This is a genomic window from Pseudomonas sp. 2, assembly GCF_056627435.1.
Genome location: NZ_JBWXNG010000006.1, coordinates 140,936 through 165,094 on the forward strand (window position 1 = coordinate 140,936; position 24,159 = coordinate 165,094).

The 24,159-nt window shown below is 63.9% G+C and carries 16 protein-coding genes; 11 read left to right on the forward strand and 5 right to left on the reverse strand.

Annotated features, from left to right (window positions below; translation table 11 throughout):
* Positions 1–369: 369 nt before the first annotated feature.
* Genes eat through eutC form a run of 3 tightly spaced genes read left to right on the forward strand, consistent with a single transcriptional unit; the run spans position 370 to position 4,005 of the window.
* On the forward strand, positions 370–1,722 hold the full coding sequence (gene eat / locus AC1MEK_RS12190; RefSeq protein WP_480396535.1) for an ethanolamine permease: 1,353 nt from the start codon (positions 370–372) through the stop codon (positions 1,720–1,722).
* Between the two features lie 27 nt (positions 1,723–1,749).
* Positions 1,750–3,141, forward strand: a complete 1,392-nt coding sequence (locus tag AC1MEK_RS12195) for an ethanolamine ammonia-lyase subunit EutB (RefSeq protein WP_480396536.1) — start codon at positions 1,750–1,752, stop codon at positions 3,139–3,141.
* Positions 3,142–3,186: 45 nt separating this feature from the next.
* Positions 3,187–4,005, forward strand: coding sequence for an ethanolamine ammonia-lyase subunit EutC (gene eutC / locus AC1MEK_RS12200; RefSeq protein WP_480396537.1), 819 nt, complete (start codon positions 3,187–3,189; stop codon positions 4,003–4,005).
* Between the two features lie 214 nt (positions 4,006–4,219).
* On the opposite strand, the gene AC1MEK_RS12205 is transcribed toward eutC, so the two are convergent.
* Positions 4,220–5,374: a gamma-butyrobetaine dioxygenase gene (locus AC1MEK_RS12205; protein WP_480396538.1), complete on the reverse strand. Its 1,155-nt coding sequence runs from the start codon at positions 5,372–5,374 to the stop codon at positions 4,220–4,222.
* Complete coding sequence (locus tag AC1MEK_RS12210; protein WP_480396539.1) at positions 5,371–6,345, reverse strand: DMT family transporter; 975 nt, start codon at positions 6,343–6,345, stop codon at positions 5,371–5,373. Before AC1MEK_RS12210 ends, AC1MEK_RS12205 begins: the two co-directional genes overlap by 4 nt.
* 204 nt (positions 6,346–6,549) lie before the next feature.
* Here AC1MEK_RS12210 and AC1MEK_RS12215 point away from each other — a divergent pair, with 204 nt between their 5' ends.
* The gene (locus tag AC1MEK_RS12215; RefSeq protein ID WP_480396540.1) at positions 6,550–7,458 is read left to right on the forward strand and encodes a LysR substrate-binding domain-containing protein; all 909 of its coding nucleotides are present in this window, start codon (positions 6,550–6,552) and stop codon (positions 7,456–7,458) included.
* Between the two features lie 11 nt (positions 7,459–7,469).
* Here the strand turns inward: AC1MEK_RS12215 and argC are convergent, their stop codons facing one another.
* Positions 7,470–8,393, reverse strand: coding sequence for an N-acetyl-gamma-glutamyl-phosphate reductase (gene argC, locus AC1MEK_RS12220; protein ID WP_480396541.1), 924 nt, complete (start codon positions 8,391–8,393; stop codon positions 7,470–7,472).
* A gap of 115 nt (positions 8,394–8,508) precedes the next feature.
* Between argC and AC1MEK_RS12225 the strand changes: the two genes are divergently transcribed.
* Positions 8,509–9,393, forward strand: a complete 885-nt coding sequence (locus AC1MEK_RS12225; RefSeq protein ID WP_480396542.1) for a LysR family transcriptional regulator — start codon at positions 8,509–8,511, stop codon at positions 9,391–9,393.
* A 665-nt stretch (positions 9,394–10,058) separates the two neighbouring features.
* On the opposite strand, the gene AC1MEK_RS12230 is transcribed toward AC1MEK_RS12225, so the two are convergent.
* Both AC1MEK_RS12230 and AC1MEK_RS12235 read right to left on the reverse strand, forming a co-directional pair.
* Complete coding sequence (locus tag AC1MEK_RS12230; protein WP_480396543.1) at positions 10,059–10,919, reverse strand: CAP domain-containing protein; 861 nt, start codon at positions 10,917–10,919, stop codon at positions 10,059–10,061.
* Positions 10,920–11,061: 142 nt separating this feature from the next.
* Complete coding sequence (locus tag AC1MEK_RS12235; RefSeq protein ID WP_480396544.1) at positions 11,062–13,191, reverse strand: cytochrome-c peroxidase; 2,130 nt, start codon at positions 13,189–13,191, stop codon at positions 11,062–11,064.
* A gap of 786 nt (positions 13,192–13,977) precedes the next feature.
* Between AC1MEK_RS12235 and yghX the strand changes: the two genes are divergently transcribed.
* The 6 genes from yghX (at position 13,978) to AC1MEK_RS12265 (ending at position 24,159) form a co-directional block, all read left to right on the forward strand.
* Complete coding sequence (gene yghX / locus AC1MEK_RS12240; protein ID WP_480396545.1) at positions 13,978–14,865, forward strand: YghX family hydrolase; 888 nt, start codon at positions 13,978–13,980, stop codon at positions 14,863–14,865.
* A 123-nt stretch (positions 14,866–14,988) separates the two neighbouring features.
* Positions 14,989–15,804: a TolB-like translocation protein gene (locus tag AC1MEK_RS12245; RefSeq protein ID WP_480396546.1), complete on the forward strand. Its 816-nt coding sequence runs from the start codon at positions 14,989–14,991 to the stop codon at positions 15,802–15,804.
* A 644-nt stretch (positions 15,805–16,448) separates the two neighbouring features.
* Positions 16,449–17,681, forward strand: a complete 1,233-nt coding sequence (gene wecB / locus AC1MEK_RS12250; RefSeq protein ID WP_480396547.1) for a non-hydrolyzing UDP-N-acetylglucosamine 2-epimerase — start codon at positions 16,449–16,451, stop codon at positions 17,679–17,681.
* Positions 17,682–17,834: 153 nt separating this feature from the next.
* Positions 17,835–20,051: a hypothetical protein gene (locus tag AC1MEK_RS12255; protein ID WP_480396548.1), complete on the forward strand. Its 2,217-nt coding sequence runs from the start codon at positions 17,835–17,837 to the stop codon at positions 20,049–20,051.
* Positions 20,052–20,062: 11 nt separating this feature from the next.
* Positions 20,063–22,195: a glycosyl transferase family protein gene (locus AC1MEK_RS12260; protein ID WP_480396549.1), complete on the forward strand. Its 2,133-nt coding sequence runs from the start codon at positions 20,063–20,065 to the stop codon at positions 22,193–22,195.
* Positions 22,192–24,159 (forward strand): NfrA family protein, encoded by a 1,968-nt coding sequence (locus AC1MEK_RS12265; protein ID WP_480396550.1) that lies wholly within the window; start codon positions 22,192–22,194, stop codon positions 24,157–24,159. Before AC1MEK_RS12260 ends, AC1MEK_RS12265 begins: the two co-directional genes overlap by 4 nt.

Below are 24,159 nucleotides of genomic sequence, written 5' to 3' on the forward strand. Positions count from 1 at the left end.
GTGGGAGCGAGCTTGCTCGCGAAAGCTTTATTTCAGGCGCTGAAGGGGTGCTGGATGTCCCGGCCCCTTCGCGAGCAAGCTCACTCCCACAGGTCATGTGTCGGACTGAGCGATTGAGTGCATATCGTTGGACCTGCTACTTCACGACCCAACGCCATGGGTAACGCGGTGTCAGCCAACCTCATTTTTGACCCTCAATAAAGCACGCAGCCCAATCCGTGCGCCGCCTTGGCGCACCCCGCAAAATCAGTCGCAAAACTTGACCGCACAGGACAACTCCCGTGCCTTGCGGTCAAGCCTTGGCCGGCAATCGGTGGCTATTCTCGCTGGCAGACACATTCCGTCACCTGGCTTGCGGGGTAAACACACATGACTGTTACACAACTCAAACCGACTCTGGGCACCCTGCATCTGTGGGGGCTGGCCGTGGGCCTGGTGATTTCCGGCGAATATTTCGGCTGGAGTTACGGCTGGGGCGCGGCGGGTACGCTGGGCTTTTTGGTCACCACGCTGATGGTGGCGGTGATGTACACCTGCTTCATCTTCAGCTACACCGAACTCACCACGGCGATTCCTCACGCCGGTGGCCCGTTTGCTTACAGCTTGCGTGCATTTGGTCCTACAGGCGGGATGATCGCCGGCCTGGCCACACTGATCGAATTCGTCTTCGCGCCACCGGCCATCGCCATGGCCATCGGCGCCTATCTCAACGTGCAGTACCCGTCGCTTAATCCGCAGGTCGCGGCCATCGGCGCTTACTTCGTGTTCATGACCCTGAACATCCTCGGCGTGAGCATCGCCGCCACCTTCGAGCTGGTGGTCACCGTGCTGGCCGTCGCCGAGTTGCTGGTGTTTATGGGCGTGGTGGCGCCGGGCTTCAGCTTCAGCAATTTCGTCCTGGGTGGCTGGGCCGGTTCCGACACCTTCAGCCTGCCGGCGGTCAGCGGTATTTTTGCGGCGATCCCGTTCGCGATCTGGTTCTTCCTCGCCATCGAAGGCGCGGCCATGGCCGCCGAAGAGGCCAAGGATCCGAAGCGCACCATCCCTCGCGCCTACATCGCAGGCATTCTGACCCTGGTGGCGCTGGCCATCGGTGTGATGATCTTCGCCGGCGGCGTCGGTGACTGGCGCGCCCTGTCGAACATCAACGACCCGCTGCCGCAGGCGATGAAAACCGTGGTCGGCAACAACTCCAACTGGATGCACATGCTGGTGTGGATCGGCCTGTTCGGCCTGGTCGCCAGCTTCCACGGCATCATCCTGGGCTACTCGCGCCAGTTCTTCGCCCTGGCCCGTGCGGGCTTCCTGCCGCCGAGCCTGGCCAAACTGTCGCGCTTCCAGACCCCGCACCGCGCGATCATCGCCGGTGGCGTGATCGGTATCGCCGCGATCCTCAGCGACGGCCTGGTCAACCTGCAAGGCATGACCCTGACCGCCGCGATGATCACCATGTCGGTATTCGGCGCTATCGTGATGTACATCATCAGCATGCTCAGCCTGTTCAAGCTGCGTCGCAGCGAGCCGAATCTCGAACGTACGTTCATGGCGCCGGGCTACCCGATCGTGCCGGGCATCGCGCTGGTGCTGGCGGTGGTGTGCCTGATCGCCATGGTCTGGTTCAACGCGGTAATCTGCGGCATCTTCATCTGCCTGATGGCGGTGGGTGCACTGTTCTGCAAAGTGGTGCGCGGTCGCGACTCGGTTGCTGCCGTGGCCGGTTAAACGCGGATTGACGAAGGACGGGTGTGTATGAGCTTTTCCCATAGCATCGGTGGCATGGTCTGGCGCTTCGACAGCCTGCGCGAACTCATGGCCAAGGCCAGCCCGGCGCGGTCCGGCGACTTCCTCGCCGAGGTCGCCGCCGGCAGCGATGCCGAGCGTGCGGCGGCGCAGATGGCCCTGGCCGAGGTGCCGCTCAAGCGCTTCTTGAACGAGGCGCTGATCCCCTACGAGCAGGACGAAGTCACCCGGCTGATCGTCGACAGCCACGATGCCGCAGCCTTCGCCCCGGTCAGCCACCTGACCGTGGGCGGCTTTCGCGACTGGCTGCTGGGGGACGACGCCACCGAGGCCAGCCTCAAGGCGCTGGCCCCGGGGCTGACCCCGGAAATGGCGGCGGCGGTGTCGAAGATCATGCGCGTGCAGGACCTAGTGCTGGTGGCGCAAAAAATTCGCGTCGTCACCCGCTTTCGCAACACCGTGGGCCTGCGCGGGCGCATGTCGACCCGCCTGCAGCCCAACCACCCCACCGATGACCCGGCAGGCATCGCCGCCAGCGTGCTCGACGGCCTGCTGTACGGCAACGGCGATGCCATGATCGGCATCAACCCGGCCACCGACAGCATCAGCGCCATCAGCGAGTTGCTGAAGATGCTCGACGGCGTCATCAGCCATTACCAGATTCCCACTCAGTCCTGCGTGCTGACCCACGTCACCTCATCGGTGGCGGCGATCGAGAAGGGCGTGCCGCTGGACCTGGTGTTCCAGTCCATCGCCGGCACCGAAGCGGCCAACAGCAGCTTCGGCATCAGCCTGGAAATCCTGCGCGAAGGCTACGAAGCGGGCCTGAGCCTGAACCGCGGCACCTTGGGCAACAACCTGATGTATTTCGAGACTGGGCAGGGCAGTGCGCTGTCGGCCAACGCGCATCATGGCGTCGACCAGCAAACCTGCGAGGCCCGTGCCTACGCCGTGGCGCGGCATTTCAACCCGTTTCTGGTCAACACCGTGGTGGGTTTCATCGGCCCGGAATACCTGTACAACGGCAAGCAGATCATCCGCGCCGGGCTCGAAGACCACTTCTGCGGCAAGCTCTTGGGCGTGCCCATGGGTTGCGACATCTGCTACACCAACCACGCCGAAGCCGATCAGGACGACATGGACGTGCTGCTCACCTTGCTGGGCACGGCGGGGATCAATTTCATCATGGGCATTCCCGGCTCCGATGACGTGATGCTCAATTACCAGACCACCTCGTTCCACGACGCCCTGTATGCGCGCAAGACCATCGGCCTGCGCCCGGCGCCCGAGTTCGAGGAGTGGCTGACGCGCATGGACATCCTGCGCCAGGACGACGGCGGCGTGCGCCTGGGGCAGGGCGTGCCGCCGCTGTTCCGCCAGGCGCTGGCGCAGATCAAGTGATTCAGCAGGTGAAATAGCGGTTGCAGGTGTAAAGAAGGATTGGCCATGAAAGATGACAACAAGACCCCCGCCCAGCCTGATGCCTGGCGCCAACTGCGCTCGTTGACCTCGGCGCGCATTGCGTTGGGCCATGCCGGCACCAGCCTGCCGACCGCCGCGCAACTGGATTTCCAGTTCGCCCACGCCCAGGCGCGGGATGCGGTGCACCTGCCGTTCGATCACGCGGCGCTGAGCGAACAGCTCAAGGCCCGAGGGCGCGAAGTGTTGACCGTTCACAGCTCGGCGGCGGATCGCAACATTTACCTGCAACGGCCCGATCTGGGGCGGCGCTTGTCCGAAGAGTCGGCAGCGCGTTTGGGTGAGTACGCCCAGACACATGTCGAGGGCTTCGATCTGGCCGTGGTGGTGGCCGACGGTTTGTCGTCGTTGGCCGTGCAGCGTCACAGCCTGGCGATGCTCGAGCGCATCGACGAACTGGCCAGCGCCGAGGGCTGGAGCCTGGCGCCGGTGACGCTGGTGGAACAGGGCCGGGTGGCGGTGGCCGATGAAGTGGGGCAACTGCTCAAGGCACGCATGGTGGTGATCCTCATCGGCGAACGCCCGGGGCTCAGCTCGCCGGACAGCCTGGGGTTGTATTTCACCTACGCACCGAAAGTGGGGTTGAACGACGCAGCGCGCAACTGCATCTCCAACGTGCGGCTCGAAGGCATGAGCTATGCGATGGCCGCGCACAAACTGCTGTACCTGATGCGCGAGGCGTGGCGGCGGCAGTTGTCGGGGGTCAACCTCAAGGATGAGGCGCAGGTGCCGGTGCTGGAGGCGGGTTCCAGCGCGCGGCCGGGGAATTTCTTGATTGGGTCGTGAGCTGTGTGTCCAGCCTGCGATTTGCTTCTGGCCGAAGGCCGTGGGAGCCTGGCTTGCCGGCGATCTGCCGGGAACCGGCAGCAAAACCATGGGATTGGGTTGTGTCAGGTAAACCGCGTTATCAGGGTTTACTGCCGGTGCCCGGCAGATCGCTGGCAAGCCGAGCTCCCACGCCCTCCGGGCAGAATCAAAAGCAGATCGCGACAGAGTCTGATTACCGCTGCAGCACCAGAATCCGCGACAACAACTCATCCCGATCCACATAGCATCCCTGGAAATGCCGCGCGCCGCTGGCCGGGTCGAAGGCGTCGCGGGCGTGCAGGGTGCGGCGGTTGTCGAAGCACCACAGCTGGCCTGCCTCAAGACGCTGGCGGAACTGAAAACGCGGCTCACGGGTCATCTCGATGAAGCGTCGATAGGCCTGGTAATACGGCTGCATCAGCTCCGCAGGCATGCTGAACGGCCCGCGCAGGAAGTTCGCCATGCGAATCTCGGCCACCTCACCCCGCGCATCCAACGCGATCACCGGCGCCAGGCAGCGGTAGTCGCTGTGGCGATCCTTGTTGCGAAACTCCACCGGCACCTCGCACAGCAAACGATAAGCCTGCGGATCTTCCTCGCGCAGCGCCTGGGCAATGGCAAAGCCGTCGACGAAGCGGCTGTCGCCACCGCTGGCGTCGTTGACCAGGCAATGCAGGAACTGCAAGCCCGGTTGCAACTCGCGGGTCGGCAAGTCGCTGTGCAGCGGCAGGTTGAAAGCGGTGTAGGCGTTGCTGTCGGCGTTGGCCTTGGACTGCACGTTGAACAGCACGCCAAAGTTGCTCTCGCGAATGAACGAAATGCGTTTGGCCAGCTGGCTCAGCGAGCCCGGCTCAGTGGGCACGCCACGCACCTGGGTCAGGCCGACATCGCGCACGGCGAGCAGCCAGCCAAGCAGCGCCTGATCGTCGCTCATCACCGCCTCGTACTCGAACACCGGCAGTTGCAGCCCGGCGACCCAACGCTGTTTTCGCGGGCGACTGGCCTCTTGCTCGGCGCGGGACTCGTCGTCGTAGGAGTGCGCGCGCAGCCAGCCGGGGTCGAAGCGGCTTTCATGGCCGTCGCTCCAGCGCACGAACAGGGCGCCCGAGTCGTCGATGTCGGCATCCCGCGCGGCAAGGTCTTCCGGTACGTCGGCGATCTCGAACACCTGCTCGCGGGTGACGCTGTAGACGCATTTCGGGCAGGGGCAGTTGTCCCGCAACCACATGAGATGAAAAGGGCTGCAGCGTTGATCCGACCAGGTCACTTTGATCAGCTCCGGGTACGGCTGGACGCTGAGCAGCGGGCTGATCAGGGGATAGCTGCGGTAGTCGGCGATGGCGTTCATTCAGTGAGGCTCCTGGGTCGGGTCAGTGAAGAGGTGCGGGCGGGCGCCAGGATGATTCGCACCGAGCAGACGGCGCCGAACAGAATCAGCACCAGGCCGGTGGCTTCGAGCAGGCTCGGTGCGCGACCATGAAAGGCCAGGCCCAGTACGGTGGCGAAGAAGGATTCCAGGGCGATCAGTTGCCCCGAGAGCACCATCGGCAGGCGGCGGGAAGCGTGGTTCCAGGCCCAGGCGCCGATCACCGACGACAGCAGGGCGATCAGCGCCGCGCTGGCGTAAAGCTTCAACGCCGCGGGCGTGGCAAAGCCCTGGGCGGGCAGGCGCAAAAGATCATGGGACCAGGCCAGCGGTGTGAGCAGCAGCGCGGCCAGGCCGGCGCCGATCATCATCAGGCAGGTCCAGGCGCCGGTGGCTCCGGTGTGCAAGCGCTCGACCGAGCTTTGGTTGACCACGCTGAACGACAGCCACAGCAGCACCGCGCCCAAGGAGAACCCGAGACCGGTCCACAGTTGGGTGCCGGCTGCGGGCGAGTCGGTCAGCACCTGCAGGTTGATCAGCACCAGCCCCAGGCACAACAGGCCGAGCGGCATCGCCAACTGGCCCCAGCGCAGCGAGCGGTGTTGTGCGTTGCCCAGCAGCGCCTGCAACACCGGCACCGCGCCGATGAAAGCGGCGATCATCAGCGGCCCGCCGTAGATCACCCCGCCGGCGATGCAACTGCTGTAGGCCAGATAACCCAAGGCGCCGAGGGCCATGCCGGTCAGCCACTGGCGGGTTTTGAGGCCACGCAGTTGCCGACGATAGAGCGGCAGCACCAGCGCCCCCAACAACCCGGCCATGATGAACCGCACCAGCATGAAGTCGGCGATGCCGTGGCCGTGCAGCACATAGGGCGCGATGAAATTGCAGGCCCAGCACAGGGTGGCGATCACGGCGAAGGCGACGCCTTGAATGATGATCGAGCGGGGCATGGCGGTCTCTGGGCTGGTTGGAGGATGACACCTCGTAGCAGCACGGCTTGCCGGCGGTCGCGGTGTGTCAGCCGATATTCATGGCGCAGACACACCGCCCCGCCGGCAAGCCGTGCTGCTACGGGGGGCGCGGTGAGGGCATATTGCTTGGCGTCGAGGCTGTGCTACAAATGATGTCTTTGTCTCGATGCATTACCAGAAATTATGAATAAGCTCGGTAAATCCCTGCCCCCGCTGGCCAGCCTGTTGCCCTTCGAGGCTGCTGCGCGCCTGTTGAGTTTCTCCCGCGCTGCCGAGGAGCTGAATCTGACTCAGGCAGCAGTCAGCCGGCAGATTCGTGCGCTCGAAGAAGACTTGGGTATAGCGCTGTTCCAGCGGCGCAATCGTGCGGTGTTCCTGACCGATGCCGGACGCGAGCTAAGCGTTACCCTGAGTCATGCATTGCGCGAGGTGGCCAGCACCTCCGATCGCCTGCGCGGCACGGCCGGGCGCAACGAGGTGGTCTTGCTCTGTCAGCCCTGCGAGGCCTTTCACTGGCTGATGCCAAGGCTTGCGAACTTCCACCAGCAGTACCCCGAAATCGAGCTGAAGATGGTCACCTGGGCCCAGCCGTTGACCGACTTTCAGGGCTACTTCGACGTGGCGATGCAGAGCAGCAACCGCGACCACGGCCTGCACCCGTTGCTGTTCACGGCCGCCGACGAGGTGTTTCCGGTGTGCAGCCCGGCCTATCTGAAAGGCCGCGAAGTACCGATCGCGCTGGACGGGTTGGCCAGCCATACGCTGCTGCATCACGAGGCGCAGCCGGCCTATCAACTGGAATGGGATACGTGGCTGGCGACTTTCGGCCATGAGTTGCCGCCGAAGGCGCGGGGGCTGGCGTTCGACAGTTATTCGCTGATGCTGCACGCGGCCGTGGAAGGGCACGGCCTGGCCATGGGCTGGCGGCGCACGGCCCAGCGCATGCTCGACAACGGCACGCTGGTCGCGCCGTTCAGCCAGAGCGTGCACCTGGATCAGGCGCTGTCGGTGTATCGGCGCCACGGACAGGCTCGCCGGGAGGAGGCGAACCTGCTGCTGCAGTGGTTGCGGGCCGAACTGGGGCTTGGTTGAGCGCGGGCGGTTTATGCGCCCGCGATCAGCAGATCCAGATTCTGCACCGCCGCCCCGGCCGCGCCTTTGCCCAGGTTGTCGAACACCGCTGCGAGCAGCACGTGGCCGGCGTTTTCGAAGACCATCAGGCGCAGCTTGTCGGTGTCATTGAGCACCCGTGGGTCCAGCCCGGTCAGGGCTTTGGACGCGTCCATTGCCATCACTTCAACGTATTCGCTGCCCGCGTAGTGCTGCTCAAGGCAGGCATGCAGTTTTTGCCCGGTGACACCTTCGGGCAGCAGACGCAGTTGCAGCGCGACGGTCAGCACGATGCCCTGACGAAACGAGCCGTAGGCCGGTAGAAACACCGGGCGTTCGGTCAGGCCGCTGTACTGCTGGATCTCGGGCACGTGCTTGTGCGTCAGGCCCAGGCCGTAGATCTGAAACGGTGTGGCGTTGGCGGCGTCCGGCCCCTCGAACTCATCGACGCCTGCGCGGCCCTTGCCCGAATAGCCGGACACCGCGTTGATGCTGATCGGGTAATCCTGAGGCACCAGGCCTGCGTCCAGCAGCGGACGCAACAGGCCGATGGCGCCGGTCGGGTAGCAGCCCGGGTTGGTGATGCGCTTGGCGCGGGTGATGGCCTGCTGCTGCCCGGCGCTCATCTGCGCAAAACCGTAGACCCAGCCCGGTGTGGTGCGGTGCGCGGAACTGGCGTCGATCACCCGCACGTCCGGGTTCTCGATGCTGGCCACCGCGGCGCGAGCGGCGTCGTCCGGCAGGCACAGAATGGCGATGTCGCAGGCGTTGATCGCGGCAGCACGGCTGACGGGATTCTTGCGTTGTTCGGCGGGCAGCGTGACCAGCTTCAGGTCGGTACGGCCTTGCAGCCGTTGGTGGATCTGCAGGCCGGTAGTGCCCTGGTCGCCGTCGATGAAAACCACTGGAAGGGTCATGGAAGGATGCTCGTTGAAAGTGATCGATGGCGATCATCTTCGGGCAGGGTTTAAGATAGGAAAAGTTGAATTTGATAACGATCAGGTTCAGTTTTTCTGAAGCGAGAAATGACCCATGCGAGAAATCAGTCTGGACCGTTTGCGCACGCTGGTGGCGATTGCCGACCATGGCTCATTCGCCGAGGCCGCCAGGCTGCTGAACCTGGCGCCGCCGACGGTCAGCCTGCACATCGCCGACCTGGAGGCCCGCGTGGGCGGCAGCCTGTTGTCCCGCAGCCGCGGGCGGGTGCAGCCCACCGCCATCGGCGAAACCCTGATCGAACGCGCCCGGCGTTTGCTGGCCGATGCCGAGCAGGCGCTGGAAGACGTCGAGCGTCAGGTGCAGGGACGGGCGGGCAGGGTGCGACTGGGGGCGTCCACCGGGGTCATCGCCCAGTTGATTCCCCAGGCGCTGGAGATCCTGGAGCAACGGCATTCAGGCATTGACGTGCAGGTGGCGGTGCTGACCTCCCAGCAGACCCTGCAGAAACTCGCCGAAGGCAGCCTCGACATCGGCGTGATCGCCTTGCCCCAGGCGCCGGTCAAGGGCCTGCAGATCAAGACCTGGCGGCGCGACCCGATCATGGCGTTTCTTCCCGCCCGGCGCGAATGCCCGGACCCGATCACGCCCACCTGGCTGGCCGGGCAGCCACTGATCCTCAACGACAACAGCACACGTCTGTCGCGCCAGGTCAGCGAATGGTTCGCCAGCGAAGGCCCGCAACCCACGCCACGCATCCAGCTCAACTACAACGACGCCATCAAGAGCCTGGTGGCCGCCGGCTATGGCGCCACGCTGCTTCCCCACGAAGCCTCGACCCCACTGCCCGACAGCCGCATCGTCATGCGTGAACTACAACCGCCACTCTGGCGCGAACTGGGCATCGCCCACCGCGCCGGCGAAGTCGAACGCTCCACCGCCCATGTGTTGCAGGTGTTGTGGGGGTTGGAGGCGTTGTAGCGCCGTGCTCCGCCCTTGATTCTGCCTGCAAGCGCGCACGGTCTGCCCTTGATTCTGCCCGCGGGGGTTCGGTTCGCTCTTGATTCTGCCCGAAGGGCGTGGGAGCGCAGCTTGCTCCGGGCCGCGATCGGACGATCTGGCGCGAAGCGGCAGTGAAATCAGGCGAACTGGCCGTGTCGGGCCGACCGCGTGTACAGGGTTTGCTGCCGCTTCGCGCCAGATCGTCCGATCGCGGCCCGGAGCAAGCTGCGCTCCCACGGCCTCCGGCCAGAAGCAGATCGCGAGCACCTAAAACGTGCTTTTGATCTGGCTTTTGATCTTCATGCACACATCTCACAGACGCCACAAAACGCGACTTGGGTGCAGGCTGAATGGAGGTCTCGCGGAGTGGGTCGAGCGGCAGGATGCCGCGAGAGGCGTGTGGGCCATGGATGGCCCGTTCACGCCGGGCCCACGGAGCGGGACCGGAATGAAGGAAGTCCGACGAAGGAGGACCCAAACCAGGAGCAGGACCCCTTGGTTACTTGGGGGTCTTTTCCAAGTAACTCGACGAAGTCGAAACGCTTCTGCCGTTAGGCAGAACCCACGTCAGAACAGTCAAAAAAATCTCGGCAGACAGACCGCGCTCGCCCAAACACCGCCCCCCACGGATGTGGGCCCAAAGCTCACTGCGCCCCAAACATCATCGTCCAGTAAATCCCCAACTCACTGCGCGTATTGGTCGCATAAGCCGCCCCCACCTGAGTAAACATCGGATTCATCAGATTCGCACAGTGCCCAGGACTTGCCAGCCAGCTCTGCATGGCCTGAGTCGGCGAGCCCTGGCCTGCGGCGATGTTCTCGCCGATCTGCCGCCCCCGATAACCCGCGCCGCGCGCACGATCCGCCGGGGTGTCACCGTCCAGCCCCTGATGGGCAAAATAGTTTTCGTTAGCCATCGCCCGACTGTGACCCTGCGCCGCAGCGCCCAGGGTGTTGCTCCAGCTCAAGGGCCGCGCCGCGGCGAAACGGCGATAGCCACACATACGCGGGGTGGCGCGGGCGGCATTGACCTGTGCCAGCAGCGCCCGGTCTGCACTGCGCACATCGCCCAACCGCGCATCGAGCAAGGGCTTGGCAAACACCAGTTGCCATTCGCCGCCCGCATGGCTGATGCCCAGATCGGCGGCCTGGCTGTCGAGCAGCGTGTCGCAGTACTCGCGCTGCAGCATGGCAAAGGCCGCACCGGCATCGCGGGCGCCGACCAGTTGCACGCTCTGCACCGAGGCCGCCTGGTAACCGGCGGCCTTCAAGCCTTCGCGCAGGCTGCCGCCGTAACCCACCGGCAGCGCAACGCTGGACTTCAACGACAACGGCGCCATGGGCGCACCGATCCGTCCTTCGCAACGCTGAGGATGCGCCCGGTAACTGTTGATGGCTTGGGCCAGCTGCCGTTCGCCATCGGCGTGGACGGGTGGGGCAATCAGATAAAGGGAAGTGGCAAGGCAGAACAGCGCAACGCGGGAGGAGCGAACAGATGGACGCATGGGACGAACAGCTCGGCGGATTTCAGGGCGCCGATATGACTGAGCCTTTGCAGACAAGTTGCAGACGGGATGCAAATTTCATCCAGCCTGCAACGCGGGAGGTGAACGCCGACCGGAGAACCCTCCGGTCGGCGTCGATGGGCTAACGCAGATCGTTGACGAATGGCAGCAGCGGGCCATCAGCCGGACGGCGTCCAGTGGAGCCCACGGCGTTGAGCATGATCTCCTGATCCTTGGCCCGTGGCGTGCTCGACTGCGCATCCACCGGCCGGGTGACCACGCTGTTCTCGTCGCCGACTTCACCCTGGGCGATGGTCAGCGAAGGATGGTCGAACGGCGCCTGTTCCCAAGCCACGCGCGGGTCGGTCAGGCTGACTTCCATGAAGCGCACCAGCGCGTCGATCTCGCTCGGGGTCAGGTTGAGGTTGGTCATGTCCGGGTCCAGGTTGGACATGTTGTGCTGGCTCACACTCGGATGATCGAAGCCGGTGGTGTTGTTGGCGTCTTGGCCACGCCGATCCCCGCCACGGTTGTAGAACTCCACCACCTGTTTGAGCGTGGAGCGGCTGCCGTTGTGGAAGTACGGGCCGGTCAGGGCGATGTTGCGCAGCGTCGGGGTCTTGAACGCGCCGTCGACCGAATCGCGGAAGTTGACGTTGGGCTTGAGCGAGGCATCGCAGGGAATGGCCGGGCTCAGCGGCGCCTCGAACTTGCACACGTCGACGTCGAACGGATCGGGCACATTCTGGCCCTGCAGGATGCTGTTGTACTGGCGGGTGAAGGACAGCGGGTTGCCCCACGGATCGCTGCCGCCCACGGCCAGGTCTTCCTCGGTCGGACGCACGCCGGTGTTGTAGAAACCGTTGTCGTAGAGGGTGATCAGGTTGTCGGCCATCACCATCCGTTCGATGCGCTCGCGTGGTTCCAGACGCAGGCGGGTGGCGGCGTTGGTCAGTTCGGGGCCGGCGTGGCAGGCCACGCATTTGCCCTTGCCGGTGAACAGGTTCATGCCCTCGACCTGCTGGGCGTCCATGGCCTGGGTGTTGCCGGCGAGGTAGGCGTCCAGCGGTGCCTGATCGGACACCAGCGTGGCCTCGTACATCTGGATCGCCAGGCCGAAGAACAGCGAGAAGTTGGCCTCGATCTGCGCGTAGTCCACGCCGCCCAGGGACACCGGTTGCGTGGCGTTCCACAGCCGTGGATGGAACGCAGCCTTGATCATGTCGCGATAGCTGGGCCTGCGCACGGCCATCGATGAGAGCATCGAGTCGTTGGTGGCGATGCGTTGATGGCTGAGCACCAGCGAGTCGAGCATGCGCCGGCCGATGTCGGCGAAGTTGCGCCCGCCGCAGGACATCTCCACGCCGTTGCCGGGAGGGCCGACGGCCTGGGAGGCGGCCGAGGCATCGTTGAGCGCCAGGCGCACCTTGGTGGCGATCGGATTGCTGCCGGAAGTCACGTAAATGCCGGCGTCCGGGTCACGGTTGCCGAACGGCGAGAAGCCGTTGAACACGTTGTTGGCCCGCCCGTCCCAGAAGTTGCGCACGTTGAACGCGGCGTTGATCACGCTGGGCGCGTTGCGCCCGGTGGTGCGCCGCACGCTGACCTTGTTGACGGTGAACAGCGGGTCCATCTGCTGGGTGCAGCGGTCGAAGCGCGGTTGGCGAGGCCGCACGTAGCTGGCTTCGAACACCCCGGCCGAACCCACCACGTCGTCGCTCGAATAGACGATGGCCGAGTTGCGATCCAGCGGATCGGCCAGTACATGGGTGGGGAAGTCGGTTTTCTTCAGGGTGTAGTTCGGCCCGCCCTTGCCACCGGAGAGGGTGGTGTAGGAGGGCACGTCACCGGGAATGTTCGGCGCAATGAACGGCTTGTTGAACAGCGACGCGACGTTGGGGTTGGTGTGGGCCTGCCCGGGGTTGAGCTGGTTGGTGATGCGGTGATCGACGCCCGCGTGGTAATGGCAGGAAGCGCAGGCGGTGTAGCCGTCGCTGCCGAAGTCCTGGTCCCAGAACATCGCCTTGCCCAGGCGGATGGCGGCGTCGCGGTTGAGCACGAAGTCGCCCATCAGGTCGACCTTGCGTCCGCCCTCGGTGCCGGACGGATCGGGCGGGGTGAGGCCGCGCATCGATTGCAGGGTGGGGGTGTCCGCTGCGGGGCCGGGGTCGACTTCCGCCGGGGCCGCCGCGAAGGTCAGTGGCGCAACCAGTAATCCGGCGATCAGGCTGGCGTTCAGACGCAAGGATCGAAAGCTAATCAGGTAATTCATGATCTGGGCACTCTCGATGAGTGGGTGGCTGTCGTTGTTCTTGTAGAAAACACTCTCGAAAAAAACGGGCGCAAAAGATCCGCGGTCTGCGTGAAGAACACGTCGACGTGGAGTGGGTTTGCACGACGCAGATATAAACCGGCGTGTTCGGTTGCCAGTGTCAATGCCGTTCTGAAAGACGGAGGTCTGCTGAGAGTGACTGTAGCGCTGCCATAAAAAAAAGAAAGATATATTTTGAAATATTTTCGAGGGCTGAAGTGTTGGCTTACTTCAAGGATTTTCAAGTACGTCAAACAGGATCCACTTGGCGTTTTTACCCACTGAATGGGGGTGTTTTGACCCGAAAATGGGGGCGCCGTTTGCGTCGTTGCAGGTTGTTAAATTCAATAAATACAATGGCTTGTGTGTAGTTCTGCGCGGCTGTGAAAAGCTGGCAAACAAATTGCTGTGCACTTGTTGCAGGTGCGCGAAGTGGAAGTTTTGGGTAATGGATATACCCCTGAACAATTTGTCGTCTCATCAGAATTTAATGAGATGGTCGACAGCTAATAAGTGGCGTCCGTGTTAAATGGCACGGCGTAAGCTATGGCGCGTTAATATATTAAAAGTCAGGGCTTACATGGCAAAGCAGTCGCTGCGTTTGATGCGCGGCTGTTGTCGGTCCCATCACGCCCGTTTACAAAGACACCGGTCAAGATCACCCATCACTGCTTTAATGATTGTTCCTTGCCGTGACATCGCCCCTGGCTGTCGCGGCCTGTCGACAATCGCTGAGGAAGTGCACCGATGACCCGTCTGACCGCCAAGGATTTCTCCCCCGAGCTGCTCGAACTCTACGATTACTACGTTCACGGCAAGATCAACCGCCGGGAATTTCTCGACCGCGCTGCGCTGTTCACCTTGGGCGGCCTGACCGTCACGGCGATTCTCGCCTCGCTGAGCCCCAACTATGCGCTGGCCGAGCAGGTCGAGTTCACCGACCCCGACATTCTCGCCGAGTACATCACCTATCCCTCACCCAAAGGCAACGGCCAGGTACGTGGTTATCTGGTGCGTCCGGCCAAGGCCACCGGCAAGGTCCCGGCGGTGCTGGTGGTGCATGAGAACCGCGGCTTGAACCCGTACATCGAAGACGTCGCACGGCGCTTGGCCAAGGCCGGTTTCGTGGCGCTGGCGCCGGACGGGCTGTCGTCGGTGGGTGGCTATCCGGGCAACGATGACAAAGGGCGCGAACTGCAGCAGAAGGTTGACCCGGAAAAACTCATGAACGACTTCTTCGCCGGGATCGAATGGCTGATGGCCCACAACGCCTCGACTGGCAAGGTCGGCATCACCGGTTTCTGTTATGGCGGCGGGGTGTCCAACGCGGCGGCGGTGGCCTATCCGGAACTGGCCGCAGCCGTGCCGTTCTACGGTCGCCAGCCCAAGGCCGAAGACGTGGCGCGGATCAAGGCGCCGTTGTTGCTGCATTACGCCGAACTCGACAAGCCGATCACCGATGGCTGGCCGGCCTACGAGCAGGCCCTGAAGGCAGCCGGCAAGACCTACCAGGCCTATGTGTATCCGGGCGTGAACCACGGTTTTCACAACGACTCGACCCCGCGTTACGACGATGCGGCGGCGCGCCTGGCCTGGGATCGCACGATCAAATGGTTTAACAAGTACCTGGTTTGACGCACTCTGATGCACACTGCCGGGTCCGGCCGCAGCGCCGACCTTTGAACTGGACCATCTGAGGACAGGATGACGAGTGTTTCCAGCGGTAGAGGCAAGTGGCTTTTTCGAGGCGCGGCAGCGGTGTCGTTGACCCTGCTGGCGGCAGGTGGGTTCTTTGCCTGGCAGCACTTCGCGCCAGTCAGCGCCGCTGCCGGCTGGGATTATCAAGTGGCCCACGACGACATCCCCAAGGCTGCGGGACTGGCCATCGACGCACAGGGCAACCTGCTGGTGACCGAAGAGCTGCGCAAAAACCAGGGCAGCGTGCAACGCATCACCGCAGACGGCCAGCGCTCGCTGATCGTCGGTGACCTGACCAAGCCCGATGGCCTGGAAGCCTACATGGGCGGCCATGCGTTCAGCCAGGAGACCGCGGACGCACCGGTGTCGCTGCTCAAGGATGGCAAGGTCACGCCGTTGTTCATGGCCAACGATGCTCAGGGCCTGAAGGCCGACGGCCCGTTGTTGTACGTGATCGAAGACCGCAAGGGCGATGGCCGGCTGATGCGCTACGACGCACGCACCCAGGCGCTGGAGGTGCTCAGGAACCGCCTGAGCGAATCCGAATCCATCGAGACCTGCCCCGGCAACAAGATGCTCTACACGGTCAAGGAAGCCGGGCAGGTGCGCGAGCTGACCGAGGACGGCAAGGACCCGGTCTATCTGGATGGCCTTAAGGAGCCGACCTTTCTGTTGTGCGACGAGCGCGGCCTGTGGGTCGTCGAGGACCAGACCCATCAGGCACGGCTGTGGCTGCGCGACAACAGCGGCAAGCTGCAGGTGATCCTCTCCAACCTGCGCGCACCGCAGGCCCTGTTGCCGGTGGGGCAGAGCAAGTACCTGCTGGCCGAGGGTGGACGTGATCGTGTGCTGCAACTGGCGATCTCGGCTGAATGAACGCGCTCCCTTTGTAGGAGTGAGCTTGCTCGCGAATGCGGTGTGTCAGCGACAATGGCAGTGAATGACACGACGCTTTCGCGAGCAAGCTCACTCCTACACTGTGAACCCATTAACTTTGCTAGTGGGCAATAATTCCACCTGTCACAAATGTCATATAAGTGCGTGCACTACAGCCTGATCGATACTAGAGTTGGATCCATGACGTCAAATAACTGTTATCGCCTTTCTCATTTGATCCCTTCAATTGAATGGATTTAAACGCGACAGCGAACAGCGCGACAAAGTTCAATGCTTTACACATGTCTGGGAACTCGTGCACACTTTGCTCTGTCCGATAACCGCTCTGCAACGGGGCTGGCGCTGGATCAAACCCTAGATTGACCCCTTGTTTTTGCAAAAGTTTAAAAATATCTGAAGTTGTTAAAAACGTTATAAATTCTTTTGCATTGCGATGTTTATCTGCTAATAATCCTTCCTGTTTCGGGCACTAAGGAATGCCCTGTCGTCACAGTGAAGTGAAGATCGAATCAACTCTGCGATTACAGCCGTCCGACCATTAACTACAACTTTCGAGCGACTTGAGCCCCCGGGCCACAAGTACGCTGCCGTGCGGCGCATGCAAATGCGCGGGAGGAATGTGAATGGCTCGAGCTCATCCAAGACTCAAAGTCCTGTCGATTTTCGGCACACGTCCGGAAGCCATCAAGATGGCGCCGCTGGTCAAGGCACTGGCCGCGGAACCGGGAATCGACTCGCAAATCTGCATCACCGGACAACACCAGAGCATGCTGGCGCAAGTGCTGGACATGTTCGAACTCCAGGCCGATTACACCCTCGACGTCATGACCCCCGGGCAGACGCTGAACACCCTGACCGCCGCGCTTTATGCCGCAATCGATCCGGTGCTGGAGAAGGTGCAGCCCGACAAGGTTCTGGTGCATGGCGACACCACTTCGGCGCTGGTGGCGGCGATGTCGGCGTTTCATCGGCTCATCCCGGTGGCGCACATCGAAGCGGGCCTGCGCACCGGTGATATTCACCAGCCGTGGCCGGAGGAAATGAACCGGCGCAACATCGACCTGATCTCCGATCACCTGTTCACACCCACTGAAGAGTCGCGGCGCAACGTGCTGGGCGAGCGCCTGCAGGGTACCTCGTTCGTCACCGGCAACACGGTGATCGACGCACTGCAAATGACTGCCGCGCGCATCGACAGCAACCGCCAGCTGCGGGTGGCGCTGGACCGCCAGTTCAACTTCCTGGTGCCGGAGCGCAAGGTGCTGCTGGTCACGGGGCATCGTCGGGAGAATTTCGGCGAAGGTTTCCTCGACATCTGCAAGGCGCTGCGCACCCTGGCCGCGCGCGACGACGTGCAGATCGTCTACCCGGTGCACCTGAACCCCAACGTGCTGGGGCCGGTGACCGAGCAACTGGGCGAGCTGCCCAACGTGCACTTGATCAAGCCGCTGGACTACCTGTCGTTCGTGCGCCTGATGCAGCGCGCCCACGTGATCCTCACCGATTCCGGCGGCGTGCAGGAAGAAGCGCCGTCGCTGGGCAAGCCGGTGCTGGTGATGCGCGATGTCACCGAGCGCCCGGAAGCCGTGGCCGCCGGGACTGTGCGCCTGGTGGGCACCGATCCCAATGCCATCGTGCGCGGAGTGTGCGAGCTGTTCGACGACGAAGCGTTGTGGCGTCTGACCGCTCAGGCCGCCAACCCCTACGGTGATGGCAAGGCCTGTGCGCGCATCGTCGATGCCCTGATGGGGCGACCCGTGGACGAGTTCGTGGTGCAGACGCCCGCACGGCGATGCGAACCCGAAGAAGCCCCGCGCCCTGCGGTGCAACTGCGCTCGGTTTCCAGCCTGCATTAGCGACGGCTTGAAGCCCCAGGGCGCCACACCGTGACGACGCCCGCCGCAATCCTTTGCGTGAACCCTTGCCCGGATCTGTGCCGACACGGTCGGCCAGATCTCGGGTGAACCCGGGTTCGCGCACCTGACACGTTTTGATCGAGATCTGCCTGAATGAAGTCTTCCGTTACCGTTCACGCGGGGGCGTTGCACGTCCTTGCCTGCAGCATCAGCCTGTTGGCCGTCGCACCTGCATTCGCCGCCGCGCAAGAGAGCCCGTTGAGCCAGGCCATCAGCCGCCTGAGCGCCGACACCCGCCAGCAGCGCAGCATCGAGCTGCGCGACCTGGGCATCGACCGGCCCATCGTGCTGGATGCCCGCGATGCCCGTCGCGAGCTGTACCTGCCGGTCCCGGCGGACGTGCCGCTGACCGATGCCACGCTGCATTTCGATGCCAGTTACCTTAATGGCGACGCGGGGCGCAACACGCTGCTGTTGTCGCTGGACGGCTATCCGGTGCGGGCGCTTGGACTTAACGAGGGCGAAGGTAATGCCAGTGCCGTGCTCGGTGTCGACAAATCGCCCCGCGACAGCGGCTCGGTGCGCCTGGGCGTGGCCTGGTCGTCGATCATTTCCCGCGTGCAGTGCGAGGACGAACGGGCCATCGGCAACGTGCTGCGCATCGATCCCGACACGCGCCTGAGCTACAGCTTCGATGCCGATCAACTGCGGGACGTCGGTGCGGCCTGGAACGCCTTGCCTGGCAAACCGGGGATTCTGGTGGCCCCCGGCACGCTGTCCAGCGCCAGTTACGACGCCGCCTGGCGCCTGGGTGTGGCGCTGGAGCGCATCGGCAAGCAGGCGCGCATCGTGCAGTTCCCGCAGGTGAACGACAGCGTTGATGTGAGCGCGTTGAGCATTCCTGCCGAGCTCAAGGCGATCCCGGCGTTCGCCAGCCTTGACGGCAAAGGCCTGCGCACGCTGGACGATCCGGCGCAGATCGGCGCGCTGCTGATGCTCGGCCAGGGCCCTGCGCTGAACGCTGACCTGGCCGTCAGCGATCCGCAGCTGACGAAGGCCGTTAATGACGCGCTCGACGCCCTGCAGCGGCAGATTCAGAGCCTCGATCCGAGCGCGGCCAGCGCGTTCAACCAGTGGCGCGAGCGACACACCGGCAAGGCCTTGAATGCGAACGGCAGCGAAAACGTTCGGTTGGCGATGCTCGGCGCTCATCCATTGTTGATGATCAATCGGGACGCTGCAGGCAAGGCCATCGGCCTGTTCACCGCGGCCTGGAACAAGCTCGCCCGCACTCGCCAGTTGACCGTGGGTGAGGAGGCGAACATGCCCCTCAGCGATGACGGTCGCGTGGCGCTGACTCGCCTGGGCGGCAAGCCCGGCAGCGTCGACGTGCTGGCCAAGGCCGACTGGAGCGCGAGCTTCCCGCTCGGCAGCGTGGCCTACGACGGGCGCATTCCGACTTACGCGGCGGTGGACGTCGCCGCAGCCCCCGGCGCTTCCGGCACGTCGCCGATTGCCAGCCTGTTCCTCAACGACTACCTGATCGGCGCCGCGCAACTGAACGCCAACGGCCAGAAGGAGCGCATCGAGGCGCGCATCCCGCGCTACGCACTGGGCGCGCAGAACATCCTGCGCGTGTCGTTCCAGCGCCAGCCGGTCAGCGACCTGTGCCGGGAAACGCCTCAGGCATTCCCGGTGGCGGTTTTGCCCAGCAGCCATATCACGTTGGAGAAAAGTGCGCTGGACGGCGACTTCTCCGGCATGGCCGCGCGCTTCGCCGCTGGCGCTCAGGTGCTGATCCCGCAAGGCTATCTGGAGCGCCCGGCGAGCAGCCTGCCGCAGCTGATTCGCGTGGCCAGCGCCAGTGGTGTCTCGCCGCTGCGCGCGGATTTGAAAGTGAACACAGACGCAAGCTCGGCGATCACCCCTGACAAGGCCTTCCTGGCCTTTGAAGTGCCGGTCAAGGACAGCGACGAATCGCTGCAGGTCGACGCCCAGGGCCATCTGCTGATCCATCACAAGGAGCAGACGCTACTGGACCTCAAGTCGCTCAATCACCTGGCCGCGTTGCAGGTGGTCGAGTCCGGCAGCCAGCACGGCATGATCTATCGCACCCTCGGTGGCCAGGCGCCGAACTTCGAACGCCCGGTGCTGCTCGAGCGCGGCAACGTCACGGTGCTGGGCGACAACGGCCCGCTGACCACCTTCGATGCCAAGGATCCGACTGGCAGCCAGATGATCGATGACGATGAACCCAAAGGCCTCGACGCCTGGCGTAAACCGTCGGCGCTGTGGCTGATTCCGGCGGCCGTGATCGGCTTGATCGTATTGCTGCTGGCCGGCGCCCGCGCCCGTCGCAATCGTCAATAACGGGAGCCGCGATGACCTCGCTTTATTGGCCTTACTGGCTGGCCCATTACTACAGCGCGCTGGAGGTCGCGACCCTCGTGGTCGCGACGATCATCCTGGTGTCGAGCCTCGATGACCTGTTCATCGACCTTTGGTACTGGGCCCGGCGCCTGTACCGCAAGTTCACCGCCGAGCGGCGCTACCGTCCGCTGACTGCCGAGCAATTGATCGCCCGCGACGAGCAGCCGTTGGCGATCATGGTCCCGGCGTGGCTGGAGTACGACGTCATCGCGCCAATGATCGAGAACATGGTCTCGACCCTGGACTACCAGAACTACCGGGTGTTCGTCGGCACCTACATCAACGACCAGCGCACCATCGATGAAGTCGAGCGCATGCGTCGGCGCTACAAGCAGTTGCACCGGGTGGAAGTGCCCCACGCCGGGCCGACCTGCAAGGCGGACTGCCTGAACTGGGTGACTCAGGCGATCTTCCACTACGAGCAGACCCACGCGGTGAACTTCGCCGGGGTGGTGCTGCACGACAGCGAAGACGTGCTGCATCCGCTGGAGTTGCGCCTGTTCAACTACCTGCTGCCGCGCAAGGACATGATCCAGTTGCCGGTGGTGTCGCTGGAACGCAACTGGTACGAGTGGGTCGCCGGCACCTACATGGACGAGTTCGCCGAGTGGCACGGCAAGGACCTGGTGGTACGCGAGAGCCTGAGCGACAGCGTGCCCTCGGCGGGCGTCGGCACCTGCTTCTCGCGCCGCGCCTTGCAGGTGCTGGCCGATGAAACCCATAACCAGCCGTTCAACACCGACAGCCTGACCGAGGACTACGACGTCGGCGCGCGGCTGGCCCGTTACGGCATGAGCGCGATCTTCGTACGCTTTCCGGTGCAGTACCGGATCCTGCGCAAATCCTGGTTTCGCGAGCCGTACGAGTCGACCCTGGACATGCCGCTGTGTGTGCGTGAGTTCTTCCCCGACACCTTCCGCACCGCGTTCCGGCAAAAGGCCCGCTGGACCCTGGGCATCGGTCTGCAGGGCTGGGAGCAGATGGGCTGGAGCGGCTCGCTGGCCAACCGGTATCTGCTGTTTCGCGACCGCAAGGGTGTGGTCACTTCGTTCGTCAGCATCATCGCCTACGTGATTCTTGCGCAGTTGCTGGCGCTGATCGTGCTGCGCGCCAGCGGCCTGTGGAACACCAGTTTCCCCACCCCGTTCGACAGCAACGGCTGGGTGGGCGTGCTGCTGGCGGCCAACGGCGTCGCGCTGCTCTGGCGCATGGCCCATCGCTGCTACTTCACCACCATCATTTATGGCTGGCAGCACGGCCTGCTGTCGATGCCGCGCATGGTGGTGGGCAACTTCGTCAACTTCATGGCCGCCGCCCGGGCCTGGCGGCTGTTTCTGCTGGGCAAGCTGCTCAACCGCAAGCTGGTCTGGGACAAGACCATGCACGATTTTCCCTCCACCGACTTGATCGCCCAGGCGCCGCGCAAACTGGGCAGCGTGTTGTTGTCGTGGCAGGCGATCAGCGATGAAAAACTCGCCACCGCGCTGGAACAACAACAGACCCGGCAACTGCCGCTGGGCCGCATTCTGCTCAGCCACGGCTGGCTCGACGACGAGACCCTGGCCGAGGCCATCGCCTTTCAGAACGACCTGCCGCGGGTGTTCGACATCGCCGCCAAGGTCCGCACTCAAGGCCAGACGCAGGCCTCGCTGCCCGATGAATTCTGCCTGCGCTGGCGCGTGGTGCCGCTGGCGCTGGACGTTGAGGGCCGCCCGGAAATCGCCGTGGCCAGCCCCTTGCCGGAAGAGGGCTTGCAACAGATCACCGAGCAGATGGGTGCAGAACCGGTGCAGCTGATTGCCCGGGAAAGCGAGATCGTCGAGCAACTGCGCCGGCTGGACGTAGTGGCCGGACAACCGCTGCCTGCCGCCACGCCGCTGTTGGGCGACCTGCTGATCGAGCAGGGCCTGCTCGATCGCCAGACCTTCAACCGCGCCATGCTCGGCTACAGGCCGCACATCCATGGCCGCATCGGCGACTACCTGGTGGACAGCGGCGTGTTGTCGCGCGAAACCATCGAGCAAGCCGTCGCCCGCCAACACCGCCATTCCTCACCGGACGCACCGACGGAGCAGCCCTCATGAGACTTCCGATTTTTCTGGGCCTGAGCGTCCTGCCTGCGTTGTGTCAGGCGCAGTATTCCTCGACCACGCAGCCGCAGATCCTGCCGCTGGCACTGACCGGGCCAGCCTTCGAGATCGCCAACCAGGCCTACGAGGCCTACAACGACAAGGATTACGACCTGGCCATCGAAAGGGCCCAGGAAGCCCTGCGCCAGCGCAGCGATGTCGACCGCCTGCGCAAACTTATCCAGCTGGCCGAGCGCGACAAGGATCGCCGCGATCACCCCGAGCGTTACCCCGGCAACAAGAAGGGCTTTCGCAACGGCGATCGCTCGCTGCGCGCCTATGCCAACGGTGACTATGACCTGGCCGCCGACTATGCGCGCAAGGCGATCAGCGAAGCGCCGATGAATCCCGATTACCGCATGATGCTGATCGAGGCGCTGCAACGTCAGCAGCACCTCGACGAAGCTGAAGCGGCGACCAATGAGGCCATTGCGGTGCTGGGTGAATCGCCGCAACTGAGCCGACGTCTGGACATGATCCATGAGCAACGGGCGGTCAACATCGCGGCCGCCGGCTACGCCGCCCTGGCCCGTGGTGACAACGATGCGGCGGTCAGTTACGCCCGTGACGTGGTGCGCCGCTTCCCCCATGAAATCGCCTACCGACGCCTGCTGGTCAGCGCCTTGATCGCACAGGAGCAGTGGAGCGAGGCGCGCTCGGCGGCCACCGAAGCCCTGGCCTTGAACGGCAACGACGCGACCTTGCTGGCCCAGCGTGGGCAGATGCGCATGCGCCTGGGCGACAAGAGCGGGGCGCAGCAGGACTTCGCCCAGGCACTGGCGGTCGGCTCGCTGCCACTGCGCGATCAGGCCTCGCTGTACGCCGCGCTGGGTCAGCCGAAAGAGGCGCTGACACGGATGCAGCAGGCCCGGGCCAAAGGCCAGTTGAAGCCCGGCGACGAAGTGCAGATTGCCTACTTTCTCAGCCAGGCCGGTGACGACAAGGGCGCGCTGGAGGAATTCAAGCGAGTCGACCGCAGCAAGGGCCTGACGCCCAAGGAAACCCAGGATGCCGCCTATTCGGCGATGCGCGCGCCGGACGATGTGCAGGCCATCGCCTACTTCAAACGCGTGCTCGATTACCAGCAGACCGGCGATCTGCAGATGCCCGACCAACAGGTGTTCGACACCCGCCGCGCGGTCTCGGACCTCTCGCGGGTCTGGGGTGTGACCAACACCACCACCTATCGCGGGGCGAGCACCAGCAACGGCCTGAACGGCGCGCCGAGCAGCAGCAATGACAGCCTGCAGAACAGCACCGAAATCTTCTGGCGCCCGGAAGGCTATCGCGATGCGCGCTTCGTCGAGTTGTACGGCCGCGTCACCGACACCCTGTGGAACAAGGAAAGCGACAATGACAAGGGGCTGGACGCATTGCAGGGCGCGGTCGGCATCCGCATCAAGCCGTTCACCGAATACAACGTCATGGCCGCGTTCGAGCGCACCTTCCCGCTGGCGGGCAGCAATGTCAGTGGCGACTGGCTGGTGCGTCTGGGCTATGGTTCGAGCATCGGCACTGATCTGCGGGTCGACAAACCCAGTTGGTGGACTTCGCAGTTCTACGCCGAAGGCGGGCGCTACCTGCGCGACAAACGCAACTACTTCAACAGCGAGTGGCAACTGGGCCGCAGCATTCGCCTGGACAGCATCAGCCCACGGCTGGTGATCTTTCCGCACATTGTGGCGGCGGCCAATTACGACTCCAAAATGCACAGCCAGGTCGATGCGCTCGGGCGCAACCACACGTCCTCCGACAGCGCCGGCGGGGCCGGGGTCGGGATCGGCGTGCGCTACTGGTTCCGTGAAACCAAGCACAAGGCGCCGCAGTCCTATATCGACTTTTCCGTGCAGTACCGCGAGAAGATCTTCGGTGACGACAGCGCGCAAGGGGTGTTCGCACGCATGACCTATTCCTGGTGA

Excerpts from the sequence above, each read along its gene's own strand:
- eat (WP_480396535.1), top strand. The coding sequence starts at position 370 with ATGACTGTTACACAACTCAAACCGACTCTGGGCACCCTGCATCTGTGG.
- AC1MEK_RS12195 (WP_480396536.1), top strand. The coding sequence starts at position 1,750 with ATGAGCTTTTCCCATAGCATCGGTGGCATGGTCTGGCGCTTCGACAGC.
- eutC (WP_480396537.1), top strand. The coding sequence starts at position 3,187 with ATGAAAGATGACAACAAGACCCCCGCCCAGCCTGATGCCTGGCGCCAA.
- AC1MEK_RS12205 (WP_480396538.1), bottom strand. The coding sequence starts at position 5,374 with ATGAACGCCATCGCCGACTACCGCAGCTATCCCCTGATCAGCCCGCTG.
- AC1MEK_RS12210 (WP_480396539.1), bottom strand. The coding sequence starts at position 6,345 with ATGCCCCGCTCGATCATCATTCAAGGCGTCGCCTTCGCCGTGATCGCC.
- AC1MEK_RS12215 (WP_480396540.1), top strand. The coding sequence starts at position 6,550 with ATGAATAAGCTCGGTAAATCCCTGCCCCCGCTGGCCAGCCTGTTGCCC.
- argC (WP_480396541.1), bottom strand. The coding sequence starts at position 8,393 with ATGACCCTTCCAGTGGTTTTCATCGACGGCGACCAGGGCACTACCGGC.
- AC1MEK_RS12225 (WP_480396542.1), top strand. The coding sequence starts at position 8,509 with ATGCGAGAAATCAGTCTGGACCGTTTGCGCACGCTGGTGGCGATTGCC.
- AC1MEK_RS12230 (WP_480396543.1), bottom strand. The coding sequence starts at position 10,919 with ATGCGTCCATCTGTTCGCTCCTCCCGCGTTGCGCTGTTCTGCCTTGCC.
- AC1MEK_RS12235 (WP_480396544.1), bottom strand. The coding sequence starts at position 13,191 with ATGAATTACCTGATTAGCTTTCGATCCTTGCGTCTGAACGCCAGCCTG.
- yghX (WP_480396545.1), top strand. The coding sequence starts at position 13,978 with ATGACCCGTCTGACCGCCAAGGATTTCTCCCCCGAGCTGCTCGAACTC.
- wecB (WP_480396547.1), top strand. The coding sequence starts at position 16,449 with ATGGCTCGAGCTCATCCAAGACTCAAAGTCCTGTCGATTTTCGGCACA.
- AC1MEK_RS12255 (WP_480396548.1), top strand. The coding sequence starts at position 17,835 with ATGAAGTCTTCCGTTACCGTTCACGCGGGGGCGTTGCACGTCCTTGCC.
- AC1MEK_RS12260 (WP_480396549.1), top strand. The coding sequence starts at position 20,063 with ATGACCTCGCTTTATTGGCCTTACTGGCTGGCCCATTACTACAGCGCG.
- AC1MEK_RS12265 (WP_480396550.1), top strand. The coding sequence starts at position 22,192 with ATGAGACTTCCGATTTTTCTGGGCCTGAGCGTCCTGCCTGCGTTGTGT.